Origin of the sequence: Ralstonia sp. 25mfcol4.1 (assembly GCF_900104095.1) — a bacterium.
In the GTDB taxonomy this organism is placed as follows: Bacteria; Pseudomonadota; Gammaproteobacteria; order Burkholderiales; family Burkholderiaceae; genus Cupriavidus.
Map to the genome: position 1 here is coordinate 165,635 of NZ_FNJO01000006.1, position 19,826 is coordinate 185,460.

The 19,826-nt window shown below is 68.2% G+C and carries 19 protein-coding genes; 9 read left to right on the forward strand and 10 right to left on the reverse strand.

Annotation, left to right across the window (positions count from 1 at the left end):
- The first annotated feature begins 207 nt into the window (after window positions 1-207).
- A complete protein-coding gene (locus tag BLQ58_RS12925) occupies window positions 208-1,170 on the forward strand; it encodes a chemotaxis protein (RefSeq protein WP_092598459.1) in 963 nt (320 codons plus the stop codon).
- Between the two features lie 350 nt (window positions 1,171-1,520).
- On the opposite strand, the gene BLQ58_RS12930 is transcribed toward BLQ58_RS12925, so the two are convergent.
- From BLQ58_RS12930 to BLQ58_RS12950, 5 genes are all read right to left on the reverse strand, one after another.
- The gene (locus BLQ58_RS12930) at window positions 1,521-2,177 is read right to left on the reverse strand and encodes a peroxiredoxin (protein ID WP_092598463.1); all 657 of its coding nucleotides are present in this window, start codon (window positions 2,175-2,177) and stop codon (window positions 1,521-1,523) included.
- Window positions 2,178-2,330: 153 nt separating this feature from the next.
- Window positions 2,331-3,464 (reverse strand): dihydrolipoamide acetyltransferase family protein, encoded by a 1,134-nt coding sequence (locus tag BLQ58_RS12935; protein WP_092598466.1) that lies wholly within the window; start codon window positions 3,462-3,464, stop codon window positions 2,331-2,333.
- Window positions 3,465-3,487: 23 nt separating this feature from the next.
- Window positions 3,488-4,468: an alpha-ketoacid dehydrogenase subunit beta gene (locus BLQ58_RS12940; protein ID WP_092598469.1), complete on the reverse strand. Its 981-nt coding sequence runs from the start codon at window positions 4,466-4,468 to the stop codon at window positions 3,488-3,490.
- Complete coding sequence (gene pdhA, locus BLQ58_RS12945; protein WP_092598472.1) at window positions 4,461-5,552, reverse strand: pyruvate dehydrogenase (acetyl-transferring) E1 component subunit alpha; 1,092 nt, start codon at window positions 5,550-5,552, stop codon at window positions 4,461-4,463. The genes BLQ58_RS12940 and pdhA overlap by 8 nt, the downstream gene beginning before the upstream one ends.
- A gap of 171 nt (window positions 5,553-5,723) precedes the next feature.
- Window positions 5,724-6,707, reverse strand: coding sequence for an aliphatic sulfonate ABC transporter substrate-binding protein (locus tag BLQ58_RS12950; RefSeq protein WP_092598475.1), 984 nt, complete (start codon window positions 6,705-6,707; stop codon window positions 5,724-5,726).
- 209 nt (window positions 6,708-6,916) lie between these two features.
- On the opposite strand from BLQ58_RS12950, the gene BLQ58_RS12955 reads away from it, so the two are divergent.
- The 5 genes from BLQ58_RS12955 (at window position 6,917) to BLQ58_RS12975 (ending at window position 11,451) form a co-directional block, all read left to right on the forward strand.
- Window positions 6,917-7,795, forward strand: a complete 879-nt coding sequence (locus BLQ58_RS12955) for a TauD/TfdA dioxygenase family protein (protein WP_092598478.1) — start codon at window positions 6,917-6,919, stop codon at window positions 7,793-7,795.
- 42 nt (window positions 7,796-7,837) lie between these two features.
- Entirely contained in the window at window positions 7,838-8,863 is a 1,026-nt protein-coding gene (locus tag BLQ58_RS12960; protein ID WP_092598482.1) for an ABC transporter substrate-binding protein, read from the forward strand.
- Between the two features lies 1 nt (window position 8,864).
- Window positions 8,865-9,728, forward strand: a complete 864-nt coding sequence (locus BLQ58_RS12965; RefSeq protein ID WP_092598485.1) for an ABC transporter ATP-binding protein — start codon at window positions 8,865-8,867, stop codon at window positions 9,726-9,728.
- An 18-nt stretch (window positions 9,729-9,746) separates the two neighbouring features.
- Window positions 9,747-10,616: an ABC transporter permease gene (locus BLQ58_RS12970; RefSeq protein ID WP_092598488.1), complete on the forward strand. Its 870-nt coding sequence runs from the start codon at window positions 9,747-9,749 to the stop codon at window positions 10,614-10,616.
- A gap of 67 nt (window positions 10,617-10,683) precedes the next feature.
- Window positions 10,684-11,451 (forward strand): class I SAM-dependent methyltransferase, encoded by a 768-nt coding sequence (locus BLQ58_RS12975; RefSeq protein ID WP_092598491.1) that lies wholly within the window; start codon window positions 10,684-10,686, stop codon window positions 11,449-11,451.
- On the opposite strand, the gene BLQ58_RS12980 is transcribed toward BLQ58_RS12975, so the two are convergent.
- A complete protein-coding gene (locus BLQ58_RS12980) occupies window positions 11,452-12,678 on the reverse strand; it encodes an MFS transporter (RefSeq protein ID WP_092598494.1) in 1,227 nt (408 codons plus the stop codon).
- Between the two features lie 199 nt (window positions 12,679-12,877).
- Here BLQ58_RS12980 and BLQ58_RS12985 point away from each other — a divergent pair, with 199 nt between their 5' ends.
- The 3 genes from BLQ58_RS12985 to BLQ58_RS12995 all read left to right on the forward strand — a co-directional run bounded on the left by BLQ58_RS12985 (window position 12,878) and on the right by BLQ58_RS12995 (window position 15,726).
- A complete protein-coding gene (locus tag BLQ58_RS12985; protein WP_092598497.1) occupies window positions 12,878-13,651 on the forward strand; it encodes an IclR family transcriptional regulator in 774 nt (257 codons plus the stop codon).
- Window positions 13,652-13,886: 235 nt separating this feature from the next.
- Window positions 13,887-15,128 (forward strand): GGDEF domain-containing protein, encoded by a 1,242-nt coding sequence (locus tag BLQ58_RS12990; RefSeq protein WP_092598500.1) that lies wholly within the window; start codon window positions 13,887-13,889, stop codon window positions 15,126-15,128.
- A gap of 124 nt (window positions 15,129-15,252) precedes the next feature.
- Window positions 15,253-15,726: a PaaI family thioesterase gene (locus BLQ58_RS12995; RefSeq protein ID WP_092598502.1), complete on the forward strand. Its 474-nt coding sequence runs from the start codon at window positions 15,253-15,255 to the stop codon at window positions 15,724-15,726.
- 21 nt (window positions 15,727-15,747) lie between these two features.
- Here BLQ58_RS12995 and BLQ58_RS13000 read toward each other — a convergent pair whose 3' ends face one another.
- The 4 genes from BLQ58_RS13000 to BLQ58_RS13015 are packed head-to-tail and all read right to left on the reverse strand — an operon-like array spanning window position 15,748 to window position 19,758.
- A complete protein-coding gene (locus BLQ58_RS13000; RefSeq protein WP_092598504.1) occupies window positions 15,748-16,821 on the reverse strand; it encodes a vWA domain-containing protein in 1,074 nt (357 codons plus the stop codon).
- Complete coding sequence (locus BLQ58_RS13005; RefSeq protein ID WP_092598506.1) at window positions 16,818-17,813, reverse strand: DUF58 domain-containing protein; 996 nt, start codon at window positions 17,811-17,813, stop codon at window positions 16,818-16,820. Before BLQ58_RS13005 ends, BLQ58_RS13000 begins: the two co-directional genes overlap by 4 nt.
- Entirely contained in the window at window positions 17,791-18,804 is a 1,014-nt protein-coding gene (locus BLQ58_RS13010; RefSeq protein WP_092598509.1) for an AAA family ATPase, read from the reverse strand. The genes BLQ58_RS13005 and BLQ58_RS13010 overlap by 23 nt, the downstream gene beginning before the upstream one ends.
- 12 nt (window positions 18,805-18,816) lie before the next feature.
- Window positions 18,817-19,758, reverse strand: a complete 942-nt coding sequence (locus BLQ58_RS13015; RefSeq protein ID WP_092598512.1) for a S1C family serine protease — start codon at window positions 19,756-19,758, stop codon at window positions 18,817-18,819.
- Window positions 19,759-19,826 lie beyond the last annotated feature (68 nt).

A 19,826-nucleotide genomic window follows, 5' to 3' on the forward strand; every position in this document is an offset into this window, starting at 1 on the left:
CGGCCCGGCGGTGCCTGGAACGGCTCAGGGATTTCCCTCAATGGCCGACGCTGGCCGCCCCGGTGCCTTGAAATGCCGCGCGGAGGCCACCGATGCGTCACACCCGGCGTCGGTGGCACATGTCGGGCTAAAGGTCACGGCAGGGCCGCCGATAGCCCCTTGGCAACACCCACATCCACACATACCGAGCCGAAGCGGAGCCACAGCATGACCAGCGCGATGAGAGACATCGACGAGCGCACCAACCTGACCAACAACAACCAGTTCGAGTTGCTGTTGTTCCGACTTGGCGATGCGACGCATAGCGGACAGTCCGAACTGTTCGGCATCAACGTTTTCAAGGTCCGGGAAATCCTGGTCATGCCGCCGGTCACCACGGTGGTGGGCGCCGAGCCGTCGATCCTGGGCATGGCCGATATCCGCGGCCAGGTGATTCCGGTCATCGACCTGCCGCGTCTGCTGGAATGCACCCCGAAGTCGGGCCTGAACATCATGCTGGTGACCGAGTACGCACGTTCGACGCAGGGCTTTGCGGTCGAGGCCGTCGAAGAGATCGTACGACTGGACTGGAGCCAGGTGATTTCGGCCGAGAACAGCGTCAAGGGCGGGCTGGTGACCAGCATCGCCAAGCTCGATGTCGGCGGCGACAACCCGCGCCTGGTGCAGGTGCTGGACGTCGAGCAGATCCTGCGCGACGTCCTGCCGACCCGCCAGCCAGACGTCGATCCCGCCACGGTGGGCCCGCAGCTGAACCTGCGGCCGGGCAGCAAGATCCTGTGCGCGGACGACTCGGCGCTGGCGCGCGGGCTGATCGAGAACGGCCTCAAGGCCATGGGCGTGCAGGTGGTGATGACCAAGACCGGTCAGGAAGCCTGGGAGATGCTGGGCCAGATCGCCGAACTGACGGCCAGCCAGGGCCGGCCGATCCGCGACGAAGTGGCGCTGGTGCTGACCGACCTGGAAATGCCGGAGATGGACGGCTTCACGCTGACGCGCAAGATCAAGGCCGATGCAAGGCTGAAGTCGCTGCCCGTGATCATCCATTCGTCGCTGTCGGGCGAGGCCAGCGAAGAGCACGTGCGCAAGGTGGGCGCCGACGCCTATGTGTCGAAGTTCCTGGCCAAGGACCTGGCCGATACGATCCGCGGCGTGCTGGCGCGGCATCCGTAAGCGAATAATCGGGAATAAACGGAAATAATCGGAAGTACCGAAGCCGGAAGTACTGACGCCCGCAGTGGCGGAAACCCGCGCCCCTCTCCCGTCATGCGGGCGAGGGGCGCGTCGTTTTGGTGTCCGGCGGGCGCCCTGCATAAATCGCCGCCGAAGGCAATAAAACCCCCGCAACGGCGTTTGCCCAAAAAAAAGGCAGTCCAGCTCATCTCAAGGCTGGCGCGGGTTTGCGGGCTGTCAAGAGGGCGATTATCCACGCAACCTGTGGATAGTTCCACAGGCCAGATGGACTAACTCAAACAGGTATACCGCACCATTGGCTCATCCAGTCGAGTTACCCCGGCCGTGGGTTACTTCGGCTGGGCCACCGTACGCAGGTACGGCTTGAGCGTCTTGAATCCGTCCGGATATTTCTTCTTTGCGTCCTCGTCGGAAACCGAAGTCGGGATAATCACGTCGTCGCCCGGTTTCCAGTTCACGGGCGTGGCCACCGTGTGCTTGGCGTTGAGCTGCAGAGAATCGAGCAGGCGCAGCACCTCGTCGAAATTGCGGCCGGCGCTCATCGGATAGACCAGCATGGCCTTGATCTTCTTGTCCGGGCCGATCCAGAACACCGAGCGGATCGTGGCGTTGTCCACGGCGGTGCGCGGGCCGCCGCCGCTGGCCTCGGGATGGATCATGTCGTAGAGCTTGGCCACGGTCAGGTCGGGGTCGCCGATCATCGGGTAGTTGACGGCGGTGCCCTGCGTTTCCTCGATGTCCTTGGCCCAGCGCGAATGGTCGCCCACGGGGTCGATCGACAGGCCGATGATCTTCGTATTGCGCTTGTCGAATTCGGGCTTCAGCTTGGCCATGTAGCCCAGCTCGGTGGTGCAGACCGGCGTGAAGTCCTTGGGGTGCGAAAACAGGATGGCCCAGCTGTCGCCGATCCATTCGTGGAAGTTGATCTTGCCCTCGGTGGTCTCTGCGGTGAAGTCCGGGGCGGTCTCGCCAATGCGGATGGCCATGGTCAGGCTCCTTCAGGGTGGTATGCAGTTGTCGGATGGATGTCCGGCACGCGCGGCAGTCGCCATGGCCGGGGCTATCCAGTATAGGAAGCGCGGCGCGCGAATGCCCTCGTTCCGGTGGCGGAATTTTCCCGGTAACGCGTGCGTCACTCCCTAGTCCGGGCGCTCCAGGTCGGTGATGACCGCGCGCAGGAAGCGCGCCGCCTCGCCGCCGGTGACCACGCGGTGATCGAACGTCAGCGACAGCGGCAACACGCGATGCACGGCTGGCTGGCCGCCGGCGGCCACCACTTCGTCGCGGATGCGCCCGGCACCGAGGATAGCCACCGTGGGTGGCACCACGATCGGGGCCGCATAGCGGCCGGCGATCATGCCGAAGTTCGACAGCGTGATGGTATTGCCGCGCATTTCCTCGGGGGCGATGGTACGGGCCTTGATGTCGGCCCGCATCCGGTCGAGCCCGTTGCGCAGGTCGGCCGGATCGCGCTTGCCCACATTGCGCAGCACCGGTACGAACAGCCCTTCCGGCAGGTCTGCCGCAATGCCCACGTCGATGCGTTCCAGCAGATGGCGGCGGCCGGTACGGCCCTCGTACCAGGCGTTGAGCGCGGGCTCGGCGCGTACGCCGGCCACCAGCGCCCGCACCAGGCGGATCGTGATGTCATGCCCGCTGGCCGTGCTGCCCACGGTCTGCCATGCGTGCAGATCGGCGTCGTCCATGACGGTGGCCGCGGCCACCTCGCTCTGCGCGCGCGCCATGTTCTGGGCCATGGCGCGCCGCACGCCTCGTACCACTTCGGCCGGCCCGACCTCGGCCAGCGTGGTGGCCACCCGCTGCACGTCGGTGGCGGTAATCACCCCGTCGCGGCCCGAAGGCGTCACCATGGCCAGATCCACTGCCAGCTTGCGCGCCAGTGCGCGCACCGCAGGCGTCGCCTTGAGGCCGTGGCCGCCCACGATGCCGGCGGCGCCCACGCGCGTTTCGCTTTCGCGCACCACGTGCGTGCCCACCTCGACATTGCCCACCACGGTGCCCGCATCGTCGGCCGCGCCCACGCCTTCAAAGCCCACCAGCGGGGCGCCCAGGTGGACGATGTCGCCGGGCTGCGCGTACAGCCTGGCCACCTGGCCGCCGAACGGCGACGGAATCTCGACGATGGCCTTGGCGGTTTCCACCGACAGCAGCGGCTGGTCGGCCTGCACGGTGTCGCCGGGCTGGACGTGCCACGTCACGATCTCGGCTTCCTGCAGGCCTTCGCCCAGGTCGGGCAGCTTGAAGATCCGCATCGTTGTCTCCTGGTTGGCAGTGCCTAGCCGGCGTCCAGTGCGCGCCGTGCCGCGTCCACGATCTGCGCCACCGACGGCAGGTAGCTGTGCTCCAGCCGTGCCAGTGGCACCACGGTGTCGTAGCCGGTCACGCGCTGTACCGGCGCGCTGAGCGTATAGAGCCCGGCATCGGCCAGGTTCGCCGCGATCTCGGCGCCGACGCCGGCCGTGCGCGGCGCCTCGTGCACGATCACGCAGCGGCCGCTTTGCGCCACCGATTCCAGGATCGTCTCCATGTCCAGCGGCTTGAGCGTGGCCACGTCGATCACGGCGGCAGCGATGCCTTCGTCGGCCAATAGGTCGGCGGCGGCCAGCGTTTCCTGGACCATTGCGCCCCAGCTGACCAGCGTGATGTCGGAGCCGTCGCGCAGCGTGAAGCAGGCATCGAGCGGCAGCGCGTCGCCGGTGTCCTCCACCTCCTGCCGGAACAGGCGATAGAGCCGGGTGGGCTCGAAGAAGATCACCGGGTCGGGGTCGCGGATCGCGGCCAGCAACAGGCCGTAGGCGCGGGCCGGCGACGACGGCATGACCACGCGCAGGCCCGGGATATGCGCGAACAGTGCCTCCGGGCTTTCGGAGTGGTGCTCGGGCGCGTGGATGCCGGCGCCGCTGGGCGCGCGCACCACCAGCGGGCAGCTGAGCCGGCCGCGCGTGCGGTGCCGCAGGTGGCCGGCGTGATTCAGGATGTTGTCGATGGCCGGATAGATGAAGCCCGCGAACTGGATCTCCGCCACGGGCTTGAGGCCCATCGCCGCCATGCCGATGGCCGCGCCGACGATGCCGCCTTCGGCCAGCGGCGTGTCGATGACGCGCGCGTCGCCAAAACGCTGCTGCAGCCCAACCGTCGAGCGGAACACGCCGCCATTGACGCCGATGTCCTCGCCCAGCAGCACCACGTCGGGGTCGTGTTCCAGCGCGTGCGCCAGCGCCAGGTTGACCGCTTCCACCATATGCAGTTCAGCCATGATGGGTCTCCCGGTCCTGTGCGGCGTAGCGTTGCGCGGTGTCGAGCTGGTCGGCCATCGCGGCCGGCAGCGTCTCGTAGAGGCAATCGAACATCGCCGAGACGTCGGGGTGGGGCAGTTGCAGGTAGGCTTCCACGGCGGCGGCCACGGCCTGCTGGCACTCGCGGACCAGCGCCTCTTCGTGTCCGGCATCCCAGGCACCCACGCTGGCCAGGTAGTCCCGCATCCGCTTGACGGGTTCGTGCAGCCAGGCGTCCTTGACCGTGGCGTCGTCGCGATAGCGCGAGGCATCGTCGGCCGTGGTGTGATCGCCCAGCCGGTATGTGACGGCCTCGATCAGCGCCGGGCCGGCCCCGTCGCGTGCCCGTTCGATGGCGTCGCCCACGCGTTCGCGCACGGCAATCACGTCGTTGCCGTCCACCTGCTCTCCCGGGATGCCTGCCGCAATGGCCTTCTGCGCCAACGTGGCCGCCGCCGTCTGTTTGGCCCGCGGCATCGAGATGGCCCACTGGTTGTTGTTGATGACGATGACCAGCGGCACCTGCCACGCGCCGGCCATGTTCATGCCTTCGTAGAACGCCCCGTTAGACGTGCCGCCGTCGCCGATGATGCAGACTGCCACGCGCGGCTGCCGGCGCAGCTTGAACGCATACGCCACGCCGGCCGCGTGCCCGACCTGGGTGCCGATCGGCACGCAATTGCCGAAGTCGTGCGGCACCGCCGCAAATTCGCTGCCCCGTTCGTCGCCGCCCCAGTACAGCAGGCTCTCCGTCATCGTGACGCCTCGCACAAATTGGGCGGCATGGTCGCGGTAGGACGGGATCAGTACGTCGTCTGGCCGCATGGCCGTGGCCACGCCCACGCCGATGGCTTCCTGGCCCAGCGCCGACGCGAACGTACCGATCTGGCCGGTGCGCTGCATGGCGACGGCCTTGAGGTCGAACTGCCGGGTGAGCACCATGGCGCGATACAGCGGCAGCAGGGCGGCCGGGTCGCGGGCGAAGACGGGAAGGTCCCGGGCGGGCGCGCCCTCGGGAGACAGGTAACGCGTAAAGCCGATGTCAAAGCGCGCAACAGTGCCCATGTGGTGGTCCCCTTGTGGTTCGCTGTGTCCTGTGCGGCGCAGCATCTTGTGGACGCTGCTGCCTTCGACTATAGGGCACGGAACAGGGGATGGGGCGTGCGGTGGCGCACCGCAGGACGCCCCGCGGGTTCAACCGCTCCCGTGGCGGGCGCGGTCAGGCATCGGGCGTGGTCACGCCGGCCTCCACACTGGCGACGCGGCCACAGTGACCTTGCGCGGCAGGATGGCCTGGCCGGCGAAGGCGTCGGCGATGCGCTGCTGCTCGTCGAGCGCAGCGCCGTCCACGGGCTGTACCTGATAGGTGCGCCGTGCGTTGGCGGCTTCGACGGTGGCGGCGTCCAGGCCGATCAACGGGGCGTGCCATGCGGCGGCCTCGGCGGGGTTGGCCTTGATCCATTCGCCGGCGCGCCGCAGCTCGCCGTAGACCGTGGCCAGCACGTCGGGCCGGCGCTTTGCATAGGGCGTGGCGGCCAGGTAGAAGCGCCGGTAGCTCGACAGCTTCACGCCGTCGCGCAGGATGCGCGCGTTGGCCTGGCGCTGCACGGCCGCCAGGAACGGATCCCAGATCACCCAGGCGGCTACGCTGCCGCGCTCGAACGCTGCGCGGGCATCGGCCGGTGTCAGATACGCGGGTTCGATGTCGCGCATCGACAGACCTGCCTCGTTCAGGGCCTCCAGCAGCAGGTAGTGCGCGCCGGCACCCTTCGAGAACGCGACGCGCTGCCCCTTGAGCTGGGCCACCGACCGGATCGACGAGTCGCTGCGCACCACGATGGCCTGCGCCGTGGGCGATGGCGATTCGATGGCGTAGTACGTCATGCTGGCCCCGGCGGCGAGTGCGAACGGCGGCACGGCATCGGCCACGTCGGCGGTCAGGTCGAGGTTGCCCACATTGAGCGATTCCAGCAGCGGCAGCCCCGATGTGAATTCGTGCCACTGCACGCTGACCTTGCGCGGCGCCAGCGCCTGTTCCAGAACCTGCCGCGACTTCAGCCAGATCATCAGCGTCGACGACTTCTGGTAGCCGATACGCAGCGTCTCGGGCGTGTCGGCGGCCAGCGCCGCCGTGGACGAGATGGCGGGCGCGACGACGGCGCCCAGGCCGGCCATGCTGGCCAGCACGATGCGCCGACGGGTGGTGTTGGGGGATGACATCGCGGCATTCCTTCGAAGAAGCAATCGGTCAGCGTACGGAACGCGACGTGGCACGGGAACGAAGGAAAGCGCGCTTGCTTATGCGCCGGGCGTACTACGACGGGTCATATGCGCTGGCCGCATAACGGCGCGCGATTTGATTCGTTGTGTGCGGCGTCGTGGCTCCCTAGAGTGCAAGGCTTGTGCTTCCCCCAAGGCCAGGAATTGCCATGACGATTGCCGACGTAGATACCGTGCAGGATTTCGAGATCCGCCCGCTGGGTGCCGCCCTCGGCGCGGAAGTGATCGGGCTCGACCTCGATCAGCCGCTTTCAGCCGACGACTTCCGGCGCATCCATCGCGCCCACCTGGATCACCACGTGGTGGTGTTTCGCGACCAGCGCATCACGCCGGCCCAGCAGATCGCATTCAGCCGCCGCTTTGGCCCGCTGCAGATCCATGTGCTGCACCAGTTCCAGCTGGCCGATCACCCCGAGATCCTGATCGTGTCCAACGTGCTGAAGGACGGCAAGCCGATCGGGCTGGGCGACGCAGGCCACTTCTGGCATTCCGACCTGTCGTACAAGGAAACGCCGAGCCTGGGCTCGCTGCTCCATGCCATCGAACTGCCGGCCGAAGGCGGCGACACGCTCTTCGCCAACATGCACGCCGCATACGATGGCCTGCCGGCGGCACTGAAGCAGAAGATCGAGGGGCTGACCGCCGAACACACCTACCTGGCGCGCTACGCCGAGCTGCAGAAGCGCAGCCCGTGGCGGCCCAACCTGACGCCCGAGCAGATCGCACAGGTCGAGCCCGTGGTGCATCCGGTGGTGCGCACCCATCCGGAGACCGGGCGCCGCGCGCTGTTCGTCAGCGAGCATTTCACGACGAAGATCGTCGGCCTGCCCGACGACGAAAGCCGTGCGCTGCTCGATGAACTGTTCGCGCACAGCGTGCGGCCCGAGTACGTCTACCGCCACCAGTGGCGCGAGCACGACCTGGTGTTCTGGGACAACCGCTCGCTGCTGCACCTGGCGGCCGGCACGCCCGACCACCTGCGCCGCGTGATGTTCCGTACCACCATCGAAGGCGATACGCCGTTCTGAGCCTCTCCCAAAATCAATTCAAGCGTCCCCGGAGCATTTCGCATGTCAGTATTTTCGTTCGCCGCCCCCATCGCCCGCCGTGCCACGCTGGCCGTCCTGACCGCCGGCCTGGCATTGACGGGCACCGCACACGCGGAGGGCAGGATCCGCATTGCCGAGCAGTTCGGCGTGGTCTACCTGCTGCTGAACGTGGCGCGTGACCAGCAGCTGATCGAAAAGCACGGCAAGCAGCAGGGTGTCGACGTCAAGGTGGAATGGACGCAGTTGTCGGGCGGATCGGCCGTGAACGACGCGCTCCTGTCGGGCGCCATCGATATCGCCGGTGCCGGCGTCGGCCCGCTGCTGACGCTGTGGGATCGCACGCACGGCCGCCAGAACGTGAAGGGCGTGGCGTCGCTGGGCAATTTTCCGTACTACCTGGTTTCGAACAATCCCAAGGTGAAGTCGATCGCGGACTTCTCGGACAAGGACCGCATCGCGCTGCCGGCGGTGACCGTATCGGTACAGTCGCGCGTGCTGCAGCTGGCTGCCGCCAAGCAGTGGGGCGACAAGGAATTCAACCGCCTGGACAAATGGACCGTGGCCGTGCCGCACCCCGATGCCGCCGCGGCGATCATCGCGGGCGGCACCGAGATCACCGGCCACTTCGGCAATCCGCCGTTCCAGGAACAGGAACTGGCCGGCAACCCGAACGCGCGCATCGTGCTGAGCTCGTACGACGTGCTCGGCGGGCCCAGCTCGGCCACGGTGCTGTACGCCACCGAGAAATTCCGCAACGAGAATCCCAAGACATATCGCGCGTTTGTCGATGCGCTGGGCGAGGCCGCCGCGTTCGCGACGAAGAACCCCGAGGCAGCCGCCGACCTCTACATCCGGGTGAACAAGGCCAAGATCGATCGCGCGCTGCTGGTGAAGATCCTCAAGAATCCGCAGGTGCAGTTCAAGGTCACGCCGCAGAACACCTATCCGCTGGCCGATTTCATGCACCGCGTGGGCGCCATCAAGAACCGCCCGGCGTCCTGGCAGGACTACTTCTTCCAGGATCCGGCCACCGCGCAGGGGAGCTGACATGGCAGAAGGCAATCACGGCAATCACGGCAACCCGCACCTGCGCGTGGTGCCTCATCCGCAGCCGCTGCTGCAGGTGGATGGCGTGTCGCTGGAATACCGCACGCCGACGCGCGTGGTGCGAGCCACGCACCGCGTGAGCTTCGACGTGCATGCGTCGGACCGCTTCGTGCTGCTGGGGCCGTCCGGTTGCGGCAAGTCGACGCTGCTCAAGGCCGTGGCGGGCTTCGTGCCGCCCGCCGAGGGCGAGATCCGGCTCGAAGGGCAGCGCGTGCAGGCGCCAGGGCCGGACCGCATCGTCGTGTTCCAGGAGTTCGACCAGTTGCCGCCGTGGAAGACGGTCAGGCAGAACGTGATGTTTCCGCTGCGCCAGGCGCGCGGCCTGTCGAAGGCCGAGGCCAGCGACGTGGCCATGCATTTCCTGGACAAGGTTGGCCTGGCGGCGTTTGCCGATGCCTATCCGCACACGCTGTCTGGCGGCATGAAGCAGCGCGTGGCGATTGCCCGCGCGTTGGCCACGCGGCCCAAGGTGCTGCTGATGGACGAACCGTTCGCCGCGCTGGACGCGCTGACGCGCCGGCGCATGCAGGAAGAATTGCTGGCGCTGTGGGACGAGGCCGCGTTCACGCTGCTGTTCGTGACCCATTCGATCGAAGAGGCGCTGGTGGTGGGCAGCCGCATCCTGCTGCTGTCGCCCCATCCGGGCCGCGTGCGCGCCGAGCTGAACAGCCACCAGTTTTCGCTGGCCAGCCAGGGCAGCGCCGAATTCCAGCAGGCTGCCCAACGCATCCACGCGATGCTGTTCGACACGCCGGCCGAGGCCGGTTCGGCCTCCGGCCGCGCCCGCCACGCCGCCACGCACTAACGTTCCCCCCGCCAGATCATGTCGACGATCCTCCCCACCCTGCGCCCCGAATACGAGCGCGTACTCGAACCCTTCACGGCCGTGCCGCTGTCCCGTGCGCTGCCGTGGTACCGGCAACTGTGGCAGCAGGGCTGGCTGCGCAAGGCCCTGATCCTGCTGGTGCTGGCCCTCGCCTGGGAGGTCATCGCCCGCGTGCAGGACAACGACCTGCTGCTGCCGACCTTCCTGGCTACCGCGCGCGCGTTCGTGGCGGCCATCGCCAGCGGCGAACTGCCGGGCAAGGCCGTGGTGTCGCTGTCGATCCTGTTGCAGGGCTACGCGGCGGGCATCGTGCTGGCGTTCGCGCTGACCACCGTGGCGGTGTCGACGCGCATCGGGCGCGATCTGCTCGATACGCTGACGGCCATGTTCAACCCGCTGCCTGCCATCGCGCTGCTGCCGCTGGCGCTGCTGTGGTTCGGGCTGGGCACCGGCAGCCTGGTGTTCGTGCTGATCCATTCGGTGCTGTGGCCGCTGGCGCTGAATACCTACGCGGGGTTTCGCGGCGTGCCCGAAACGCTGCGCATGGCGGGCCGCAACTATGGGCTGCACGGCCTGCGCTACGTGGTGCTGATCCTGGTGCCGGCGGCGCTGCCGGCCATCCTGTCGGGCCTCAAGATCGGCTGGGCGTTTGCCTGGCGCACGCTGATCGCGGCCGAACTGGTGTTTGGCGCGTCGTCGGGCAAGGGCGGGCTGGGCTGGTACATTTTCCAGAACCGCAACGAGCTTTACACCGACCGCGTCTTCGCCGGGCTGGCCACGGTGATCCTGATCGGACTGGCTGTGGAAGGGCTGGTTTTCACCACGCTGGAACGCCTGACCGTACGCCGCTGGGGCCTGCAGCACTGAAAGAAGCCGTGCCGCCTGCGGCGGTGCGACTTGTCGATGTCGCGCCGCCGGCGTATCGTGCGGGGTCATGACGACAATCCATCATGCCGCCGCCCAGGGCTTCTCGTCCCAGGCCGATACCTACGCCCGCGGGCGTCCCGAATATCCCGCCGAACTCGGCGCCTGGCTGCGCGACACGCTGGGGCTGGCACCCGGCAAGACCGTGGTTGACCTGGGCGCCGGCACGGGCAAGTTCACCCGCCTGCTGGTGCCCACCGGCGCCAGCGTCATTGCCGTGGAACCCGTCGATGCGATGCGCGCCCAGCTTTCGGGCAAGTTGCCGGAGGTGCGCGCCGTGCAGGGCAGCGCGGAATCGATGCCGCTGCCCGATGCCAGCGTGGACGCCGTGGTCTGCGCGCAGGCCTTTCACTGGTTTGCCAACTCCGCCGCCATGCGCGAAATCGGCCGTGTGCTGAAGCCGGGCGGCCGGCTCGGGCTGGTCTGGAATGTGCGCGACGAATCGGTGGGCTGGGTGGCCCGGCTGACCGAAATCATGACGCCCTACGAGGGCGATGCGCCGCGCTTCTACAAGGGCGACTGGAAGAAGGTCTTCCCGGCCGATGGTTTCGGGCCGCTTGGCCTGACGCGGTTTCCCTACACGCATACCGGCGCGCCGGAGCAGGTGATTGTCGACCGCGTGATGTCGGTCAGCTTTATCGCGTCGCTGCCGCAGCCGGAGCAGGACGCCGTGCGCGCGCGTCTGCATGCGGTGATCGGCGGCGATCCGGCGCTGCAGGGCCGCGACGAGGTGTCGTTTCCCTACAGTACCGAAGCCTATTGCTGCGAACGGCTGTAATCAGGTGGCCGGGGCGAACTGGTCGCGATACCGCGCGGCCAGCAACTGGCTCAGCACCAGCGCCAGCACGGCGCTGAGCGCGGCAAACAGGTAGACGCCCGGGTAGTCGCCCTGCGCGGCGATAAAGCCGGCCACCGGGCCCGTCAGGCCCAGCGCGAAATCGAGGAACAGCGCATAGGCGCCCAATGCCGAGCCGCGATTGGTGGCCGGCACGCGCTTGACCGCTTCCATGCCCAGCGCGGGGAACACCAGCGAAAAACCGAAGCCCACCACGGCCGCGCCCGCCAGCGCCTGCCAGGGCGCGTGGGCCATCCAGATGATGCCCAGGCCGGCGGCTTCCACGGCAAACGACACCAGCGCCACGGCATAGCCGCCGAACCGCGCGATGGCGTCCGCCATTACCAGGCGGGTCAGCACGAAGCAGATGCCCAGCGCCGTCAGCGCTAGCGCCGCGTGATCCCAGCCCTTGCTGCTGTAGTAGAGCGTGATGAACGCCGTGATCACGCCAAAGCCAACCGACCCCAGCGCCAGGCACAGGCCGAACGGCGTCATGGCGCGGAAGACGCGGCGGAACGGCAGGCGGTCTCCCTTGAGCACCGGCACCGGCGGGCGGCGTCGCGCCAGCAGCAGCGCCGCGCCGGCAATCAGCGTGGTGACCACGCCAATCGTACCCAGGCCGCCCCATTTGGCCAGCACCACGCCCACCGGCGCGCCGACGGCCAGTGCGCCATAGGTGGTGATGCCGTTCCACGAGATCACCTTGGCGGTGTGCCGCGCGCCGGCGCTGCCAATACCCCAGGCGATGGTCCCCGTGGTGACCAGGCTTTCGCCCGCGCCCAGCATCAGACGTCCCGCCAGCAGCCAGGCCAGCCCCAGCCAGTCGCTCCCCGCGAACAGCGACGCCACCAGCGTCAGCACGCCGCTGCCCGTGACCAGCGCCAGCCCGGTCAGCACCGAGCGCTTCGGGCCTTGCGTGTCGCACAGCGTGCCGGCCCAGGGACGGCTCATCAGCGTGGCCAGGTACTGGATGCTGACCGCCAGGCCAGCCAGGACGGCGCTATAGCCCAGGTCGCCGTGGACGAAACCCGGCACCACGGCAATCGGCAGGCCGACTGCCAGATAGGCGATGAAGTTGAAGAAGACGACGGCAAGAATGCGGCGGGTCACATTGCCGGCGGCGGGTTCACCGTGCGGTGGTGTGACCGAGGAATGGCTCGGGGCGGACATGGGTGATTCAGGAGGCGCGGGTTGGCCGGGCTCCGGCTCGTCTGGTACGACGACCTAGGGAAAACCCGGAAGGCGTCATCATACCGGCATTGCCGAAATCGCGCCGGGTATTGAGGCGCACTTATGGTCGCATTGACAACACCCGGTCCGTTCTATACGGTGGACGCCCGTTCCAATTGCCTGTCCCGCCTGCCTGCCCATGCCACGCAAAGCCGCCCAGCTGTCCGAAGCCGACAAGAACGCCGCCGATGGCGGTGCGATTGCCGTCGACCGGGCGCTCTTCGTGCTATCGGTCTTCCGCGAGGGCGACACGTCGCTGGGCCTGGCCGAACTGGCCCAGCGCAGCGGCCTGTACAAGAGCACGCTGCTGCGGCTGCTGGCTTCGCTGGAACATGCCCGGCTGATCCAGCGGCTGCCCGACGGCCGCTATGCGCTGGGCCCCGAAGTGGCACGGCTCAACGCGGTCTACGCGGCGTCGTTCTCGCTGGAGGGAGTGGTGATGCCGGCCCTGCGCGAACTGGTGCGCGTGACCCGGGAATCGGCCGCGTTCCACGTCGAGCAGGGCGAGCACCGCCTGTGCCTGTATCGCGTGGATTCGCCGCAGCCGGTGCGCGACCATATCCGCGCCGGCGACCTGCTGCCGCGCAACCGGGGCTCGGGTGGACGCGTGCTGCGGGCCTTTGCCGGGGCGCGCGGCGAGATCTACCAGCGGATCCGCGACGAAGGCGTGGTCGCGATGGTGGGCGACCGCAGCCCCGATATCGCCGGCGTGTCCTCGCCGGTGTTCGGCCCCGGTGGCGAACTGAAGGGGGCCCTGACGCTGACCTGCCCGACGCCGCGCTTCAGCGAGGCCTTCCGCGAGCAGGTGCTGGACGCCGCCCGCGCGTTGACGCTGGCACTGGGCGGCACCTTTCCCGAAGTCAGGCCGGCCAGCGCCGGATCGTCGACGACCGCCCCGCCGCAGGACGACTGAGCATTCCGCCCAGCGGGTGTCCGCACAGTGCAAACCATTGCAAAAATGCGACGGGTACCCGGCTTGCCGGGGGTGCGCCGCAGCCAGTGTGCGGGCTATGATGCGTCCTTTCGCCGGTCGCTTCGCATCCCGTCACGGCGTTTCAATCCACCGTTTCTCACGTCGGGACACCCAACAAGGGTTAACGTGGATAACGGCAGCCGCCCCCGGTAGCTTTAAGAGGAAACGGATTCCCGTGCACCTGGCTCAGCAGACGATTCTGGTCGTCATGATGGTGGTGTTCTCCAGCACGCTGGTCATGGCCGCGGGGCTGGTTCTGGCGCTGCGCGCCAGCGAGGCAGGGCGCCTGTGGGCCGTTGGGCATGTCGTGGCATCGGGCGCCGGCCTGGTGGTGGCCGCCAGCGTCGCCGGCGATTCGCTGCAGCTGTCGGCGCTGGGCGCCGGGGCCTATCTGATCGGCCGGCTGACCATCTACCGTGGCGTGCGCGCCTATTACGGGCTGGCGGACCGTGCGCTGCCGTTGCGCATCATCGGTCTGGTCACGCTGGTGCTGCTGGTGCTGATGTCCGGCCTGTCGGACGGGCGCCTGCTGCTGCACGGCGTGGCGTACGGCATGCTGGCCATGATCTCGTTCAGTACCATCGTCACGATGCTGCGCAGCCGGCGCGGCCGGACCAGCATCGGCGGGCCGCTGGTGCTGGCGTCGCACCTCGTGCTGCTTGGCTCGCAGGTGGCGGCGCTCAGCTACGGCGCTGCGTTCAAGGGGCTGGCCATCACGCCGTTCTTCCTGCAGACCAGTGCGTCGATCTGGCCACTGGCGCCGCTGGTGGCCGTGCTGCTTGGCCTGTTCGGCTTCAGCCTGATGGCGATGGAACAGATCATCGCCCGCAACGAAAGCGGCGCGCGCCTGGATGCGCTGACTGGCTTGCTCAATCGCGGCGCGCTGGACATGACCGCCATGGGCCTGGTGGCGCGCTGGCAGCGCGACGGCGACCCGCTGTCGTGCCTGGTGATCGACGTCGACCATTTCAAGCGTGTCAACGACCGGCACGGCCACCACGCCGGCGACCAGGTGCTGCGCGACATCGCCGCCGCGCTCGACAACTCGCGGCGCGCGTCGGACATTGCCGCGCGCTACGGCGGCGAGGAATTCTGCATCCTCTGCCCGCATACCGACGAGCATCAGGCCACCGCGCTGGCCAACCGTATCCTGCGCAAGGTCAGGGCGATTGCCTTGCCCGACGGCGACGGCCCCGGCTGCGGCCATGCCAGCGTCAGCATCGGCGTGGCGCAGCTGCACGGCGGACCATCGGGCCGCGACGGCCTGTGGCGCAGTCTGTTCGCCGAAGCGGACCGTGCGCTCTACATGGCCAAGCAGCGCGGCCGCGACCAGTTCGTGCTGGCATCCAGCATGCGGCCCGACTGCGAGCCGGAGCCCGCGGTCCAGGCCGAGCAGGACTGCGTCACCGCGGCGTGATGGCGGCCTGACACCACTCCGACTCCGGACGTCGCCGGCCCGGCAGCCGCCGGGATATTGCGATAAGCTTGCCCGCAATGCCGCGAGCATCTTTATCCCATCCCACAAGAACACGGAGACGTGCGTGACCGATTATCACTATGGCGTGGCGAACCCCGCCGACATTGCGGGCATGACTGGCAAGGCTGTGCTGGAGGCCATCGTCGAAGGCCGGCTGCCGCAGCCGCCGATCGGCCAGGCGCTAGGTTTCTGGCTGGTCGAAGTGGGCGACGGTTTTGCCGCGTTCGAGGGCGATCCGGGCGCGCATCTGCTCAATCCGATGGGCACCGTGCATGGCGGCTGGGCGCTGACGCTCATCGATAGCGCCACCGGATGCGCGGCCAATTCCGTATTGCCTGCCGGCACCGGCTACACCACCGTGGAAACCCGGGGCAATTTCTCGCGCGCCATCAAGCCCGATACCGGGCGGGTGCGTGCCGAAGGGCGGGTCATCACGCAGGGCCGCCAGATCATCACCGCGGACTGCCGCGTGACCGATACCTCGGGACGCGTGCTGGCGCACGGCACATCCACGCTGCTGGTGCTGCAGCCGCGATAGCGGACCGGTGGCGGTCTGACGCTACAGCACGCGCCCGAACCACCATAGCGACAGCAGCCCCGCGCAGGTTGCCAGCAAGGCGCCCAGCGCGGCAAAGAACGCGGTGACCTCGATCTGGTCGCGCTTGCCATGGGCCAGCCGCGCGTTGATGGCGCGGTACACGGTCTTGAGCCGCGATGCATCTTCGAGCCGGAAGTATTCGGCACCGGTAGCGTCGGCCACCTGCTTCAGCACCTGTTCGTCGAGCTTGACGCGGGCCGACATGCCGTCGGCCTTCAGCACCACGCCTTCGACCGTGCCCACGCCCACGGTGTAGACGCGCACGCCGTGGGCGGCGGCCAGCTGGGCGGCCTGCAGTGCGGCCGGGCCGGCATTGCTCTCGCCGTCGGAGAACAGCACGATCGCACCGGCCGCATAGGAGCCGGGTGCGACGGCCTCGTCCGTATCGCCCGGCGTCGATTTCGGAATGGGTCCGTCCTCGTTCATCAGCCGCGCCGCTTCTTCCGTCAGTTGCGGCATCAGCGTCGTCAGCGCGATCAGCAGCCCGTTGCCCAGCGCCGTGCCGCCCTGTGGCTGCAGCTTGTCGATGGCGGCGGCCACATCTTCCTTGCGTCGGCTGGGCGCCTGCGCCACGGCCGCTGTGCCGGCCATCGCCACCACGCCCGTACTGACCCCGGACGGCTGCGCATCGAGCAGCACCTTGGCCGCACCCTGCGCGGCGCGCAGGCGGCTGGGCTTGACGTCCTGCGCGCGCATGCTGCCGGACAGGTCGATCACCAGCACCACCGTCTCGATCCGTGATGGCAGCACCATCACCGCCTGAGGGCGCGCGATGGCCACCACCAGTGCGGCCAGCGCCAGCAGCGCGAACACGGGCGCCACATGGCGGCGCCAGTTGGCCGGAGCCTTGCCGGCGGTGTTCGCCGCGCCTGCCATGCCCGCGACGCGCAAGGCCGGATATCGCGCGGCGGCGCGGCGCCGGCGCGCATCGAGCCACAGGTAGCCCGCGCCCAGCAGCAGCACGAGCGCCAGCAGCCACAGCATGGCGGGCCACAGGAAGCTCAGCACCGGCAGCCGGTTCAGCGCCTCGATCATGCGATGCCCCTGGTGGCGTCGCGCACGGTGCCAAGCCGGCGGCTGCGCTGGCGCGCGAACTGCAGCAGCGCCAGGTCCAGGCGGGTGTCGGTGGACAAGGTCAGGCAATCCACGCCGGCACGGGTGAAGCCCAGGCGCAGTTCGGCCTCGCGTGCCTCGGCGATGGCCGCGAAACGCTTGCGAAAGCCCTTGTCGTGGGTATCCACCACCATCTGCTCGCCGGTTTCGGCGTCCTGCATCACCACCACGCCCAGGTCGGGCAGCGCCAGCTCCAGAGGATCGACGAGCCGCACGGCGACCACTTCGTGGCGCCGCGCCAGCATCGCCAGCGAAGCCTGCCAGCCGGGCGCGCTGATGAAGTCGGAGACGACGAACATCACCGAACGGCGCTTTGCGACGGAGCGCGCACGCTCCAGCAGATCGCGCAGGCGGGTGTCGCCCGGCGATGCGGCGGGCGTGGTGTGCATGCGGTCCAGCAGATGCATCAGATGGCGGCGACCGGCACGCGCCGGCACCACGGAGGCCGAGGCGTCGGCCGCGCCGCCGTACAGCACGGTGCCCACGCGATTGCCGTAGCGGGTCAGCAGCAGCGCCATGACCGTGGAAAAATCGGCCAGCAGATCGCGCTTGCGCACCGTGCCCGACCCGAAATCGACCGAGGCGCTGAGGTCCAGCAGAAACCAGACCGCTACCTCTCGATCCTCCTGGTACTCGCGCACGTGTGGCGTCTGCAGCCGGGCCGTCACGTTCCAGTCGATATGGCGCACGTCGTCGCCCGGGTGATACTCGCGCAGGTCCGCCAGATCGAGTCCGAAGCCGCGAAACAGCGTGCGGTAGTCGCCCTGCAGCAGGCCGTCGAGCCGCCGGACCACGGTCCATTCCAGCCGCCGCAGCAGCGCATCGGTCTGGCTGGCGCCCACGCGCGCCACGCCGTCGCCAGCGACGACGCCTGTCGGGCCGCTTTGGCGCCTAGCGCGCAGCCGCCCGAACATGGGATTCCATGGGCCGTTCCGGCACCGGCAGCGCCTGCAGGATGCGTGCAATCAGCTGGTCGGCCGTCACCGCATCGGAGATCGCCTCGTACGACAGCACGATGCGATGGCGCAGCACGTCGGGCACCAGGTCGGTCACGTCCTCGGGCAGGGCATAGTCGCGGCCGCGCAGGTACGCGAGCGCGCGCGCGCCTTCAATGAGGCCGATGGTGGCGCGTGGGCTGGCGCCGAACGACACGTAACGCTCCAGATCTTCCAGGCCATGGCTGGCGGGCTTGCGCGTGGCGGCCACCACGCGCACCGCGTACTGGATCAGGCCCGGGTCCACGTACACCTTGCGGCACTCTTCCTGCAGTCCGGCCAGGTGCTCGGGCGTGGCGATCGCGCTCACGCCGATGCGCGGGCCGGTCACGCGGTTGACGATCACGACCTCTTCTTCCTCGGTGGGATAGCCCACCAGCACCTTCATCATGAAGCGGTCCACCTGGGCTTCGGGCAGCGGGTAGGTGCCCTCCGTCTCGATTGGGTTCTGCGTGGCCATGACCAGGAAGGGCGTCGGCACCGCATGCGACTCGCCGGCAATCGTCACCTGTTTCTCCTGCATCACTTCCAGCAGTGCGCTCTGTACCTTGGCCGGCGCGCGGTTGATTTCGTCGGCCAGCAGCAGGTGGGCGAAGACCGGCCCGCGCACCGTGGAGAACTCGCCGGTGCCCTGGTTGTACATGCGGGTGCCGATCAGGTCGGCGGGCAGCAGGTCGGGCGTGAACTGGATGCGCTTGAACGATCCGCTCATGGTCCGCGCCAGCGTGTTGACCGTCAGCGTCTTGGCCAGCCCGGGCACGCCTTCCACAAGCAGGTGCCCGCCGGCCAGCATGGCCACCAGCACCCGTTCCAGGAAGTGGTCCTGTCCCACCACCACGCGTTTCACCTCGTACAGCAGGCGTTCCATCAGGTTGGCGCTGTCGATGGCGCCGCGGGCTGGGTCGTTCATGGGCCTCCGCGTCTAGAAGGGAGATGATCCAAGGGCCATGCCGGCACTTTCGATCGTGATGGCAAAGCCGATGCCGAGAAAGGTGCCACTCGGGTTGGGGTTGAGGATGGCGGTGACGATGCCCACCACCTCGCCATTCATGTTCACCAGCGGACCGCCCGAGTTGCCGGGATTGGCCGCCGCATCGAACTGGATGAGCTTGTCGAGCTTCTGCTTGCGGTCCGGCGACACGAACTGCCGGTCAAGCCCGGAGATCACGCCGGCAGACACCGACGGGCCGATGCCGAACGGAAAGCCCACCGCCACGACTTCCATGCCCGGGGCCAGGTTCTGGCTCGATCCGAGCGTGGCGGCCGGCAGGTCGTCGGGGATCGATTTCGCCTGCACGATGGCCAGATCCTTCTCGGGCATCGCCTGCAGCAGCGAGGCTTCCGAGGTCTGGCCATTGTGGAAGGTGACCTCAAGCCGGCTGGCGTCGGCCACCACGTGGTAGTTCGTGATGATGGTGCCGGTCTCGGTGACGACCACGCCGGACCCGATGTGGCGGGCTTCGGACCTGGCGTCGGGCTGCTCGCTGTGCCGGGGCGGATCGCTGGCGGCGGCTTCATCGCGCTGCGGGCTGGCGTTGGGCGCAGCCTTCGGCGCGGCCTTCTGTGCGGATTTCGATCTGGTGTCGGGCGGATCGCGCTTTGCCTTGACGGCGGGGGGCGGATCGGGTGCCTTTTCGGGCGCGAAGCTGCGGATCTCGACCACCGATTCGCGGATGGATTCGGCGGCCCGGGCAGCCTGGGATGGCAGCGTCTTGGTCTGCAGCGTGTGTAGCACGGCGGCGTCGATGTCGGCCTGCGTGAGCTTGCGAGGCGGCGGCTGAGACAGCCACGAGACCGATGCGCCTGCGGCGAATACCAGGACGACGGCCACTGAAACCAACCCGTAGATCGTCACCCGTTTCATCGCAGCCCCCGGTTCCGTCGCGCCTTAAAAAATACAGTACCATCCTCTTACTCACGCGCCAAGGAGCA